At 61.0% G+C, this 2,731-nt stretch carries 1 protein-coding gene; it reads left to right on the forward strand.

The annotated features are described in order from the left end of the window. Nucleotides 1-2,731: cadherin-like domain-containing protein (locus EI969_RS05010; RefSeq protein WP_160386199.1), on the forward strand; the 2,731-nt coding region annotated here is incomplete at both ends.

Raw genomic sequence — 2,731 nt, forward strand, 5'->3', positions numbered from 1 at the left:
CCTCGACCCTGAATATCAGTGTCACGCCGGTCGACGACAGCTTTGTCGATGCCAGCGAAAACGTGACCACCGCCGAAGATGCCCCGGTGAGTGGCAGCGTCCTTACTGGCACTTCGAGCGTCGATGGTCCTGTCAGCGTGGTGAATTTCACCATCGGTGAAACCACCTACGCGGCTGGCAGCACCGCGACCATTGCAAACGTCGGCACCCTGGTGATTGGCGCTAACGGGGCTTACACCTTTACGCCGGACGCCAATTACAACGGCTCGGTACCGGCAGTTAGCTACACCGTCACCGACGGTTCCGGCAGCAACGTCACCTCGACCCTGAATATCAGTGTCACGCCAGTCGATGACAGCTTCGCCGACTTGAGCGAAAACGTGACCACCGCTGAAGACGCACCGGTGAGCGGCAGCGTCCTCACCGGCACGAGCAGCGTCGACGGCCCGGTCAGCGTGGTGAATTTCACCATCGGTGACACCACCTACGCGGCTGGCAGCACGGCGACCATCGCCAATGTCGGCACCCTGGTGATCGGCGCCAACGGCGCCTACACCTTTACTCCGGACGCCAATTACAACGGAACGGTACCAACCGTCAGCTACACCGTCACCGACGGCTCCGACAGCAATGTCACCTCGACCCTGAATATCAGTGTCACGCCGGTCGACGACAGCTTCACCGACCTCAGCGAAAGCGTGACGACCGCTGAAGATGCCCCGGTGAGTGGCAGCGTCCTTACTGGCACTTCGAGCGTCGATGGCCCGGTCAGCGTGGTCAACTTCACCATCGGTGACACCTCCTACGCGGCTGGCAGCACGGCGACCATTGCCAATGTCGGCACCCTGGTGATCGGAGCTAATGGGGCTTACACCTTTACTCCGGACGCCAATTACAACGGCACGGTACCAACCGTCAGCTACACCGTCACCGACGGCTCCGGCAGCAACGTCAGCTCGACCTTGAACATCAGTGTCACGCCAGTCGATGACAGCTTCACCGACTTGAGCGAAAACGTGACCACTGCTGAAGACGCACCGGTGAGCGGCAGCGTCCTCACCGGCACGAGCAGCGTCGATGGCCCGGTCAGCGTGGTGAATTTCACCATCGGTGACACCACCTACGCCGCTGGCAGCACGGCGACCATCGCCAACGTCGGCACCTTGGTGATCGGCGCCAACGGCGCTTACACCTTCACGCCAGCCGAGAATTACAACGGCAGCGTTCCGACCGTCAGCTACACCGTCACCGACGGTTCCGGCAGCAACGTCACCTCGTTCTTGAACATCAGTGTCACCCCGGTCGATGACAGCTTCACCGACCTCAGCGAAAGCGTGTCTACCGCTGAAGACGCGCCGGTGAGTGGCAGCGTGCTCACCGGCACGAGCAGCGTCGATGGCCCGGTCAGCGTGGTTAATTTCACCATCGGTGACACCACCTACGCGGCCGGCAACACGGCGACCATCGCCAATGTCGGTACCTTGGTCATTGGGGCGAATGGCGCTTACACCTTTACTCCGGATGCCAACTACAACGGTGCAGTGCCGACCGTGAGCTACACCGTCACCGATGGTTCCGGCAGCAATGTCACTTCGACCTTGAACATCAGTGTTACGCCGGTCGACGACAGCTTTGTCGATGCAAGCGAAAACGTGACCACCGCCGAAGATGCCCCGGTGAGTGGCAGCGTCCTTACTGGCACTTCGAGCGTCGATGGCCCGGTCAGCGTGGTTAATTTCACCATCGGTGACACCACCTACGCCGCCGGAAGCACGGCGACCATTGCCAATGTCGGTACCCTGGTGATCGGCGCCAACGGCGCTTACACCTTTACGCCGGACGCCAATTACAACGGCTCGGTGCCGACCGTGAGCTACACCGTCACCGACGGTTCCGGCAGCAATGTCACTTCGACCTTGAACATCAGTGTCACGCCGGTCGATGACAGCTTTGTCGATGCCAGCGAACGCGTGACCACTGCTGAAGACGCACCGGTGAGCGGCAGCGTGCTCACCGGTACTTCGAGCGTCGACGGTCCCGTCAGCGTGGTTAATTTCACCATCGGTGACACCACCTACGCCGCCGGAAGCACGGCGACCATTGCCAATGTCGGTACCCTGGTGATCGGCACCAACGGTGCTTACACCTTTACTCCGGATGCCAACTACAACGGCACGGTGCCAACCGTCAGCTACACCGTCACCGATGGCTCCGGCAGCAATGTCACCTCGACCCTGAACATCAGCGTCACCCCGGTCGACGACAGCTTCACCGACCTGAGCGAAAACGTGACCACCACTGAAGACGCACTGGTGAGTGGCAGCGTCCTTACTGGTACTTCGAGCGTCGATGGTCCGGTCAGCGTGGTCAACTTCACCATCGGTGATACCACCTACGCGGCCGGTAATACGGCTACCATCGCCAATGTCGGCACCTTGGTCATTGGCGCCAACGGCGCTTACACCTTCACCCCGGATGCCAACTACAACGGCACGGTGCCGACGGTCAGCTACACCGTCACCGACGGTTCCGGCAGCAACGTCACCTCGACCCTGAACATCAGCGTTACGCCGGTTGATGACAGCTTTGTCGATGCCAGCGAAAGCGTGACCACCGCTGAAGACGCCCCTGTTAGCGGTAGCGTCCTCACCGGCACTTCGAGCGTCGATGGTCCCGTCAGCGTGGTTAACTTCACCATCGGTGACACTACCTACGCCGCCGGCAGCACCGC

Source organism: Pseudomonas sp. PB101 (assembly GCF_009764265.1).
Classification (GTDB): Bacteria; Pseudomonadota; Gammaproteobacteria; order Pseudomonadales; family Pseudomonadaceae; genus Aquipseudomonas.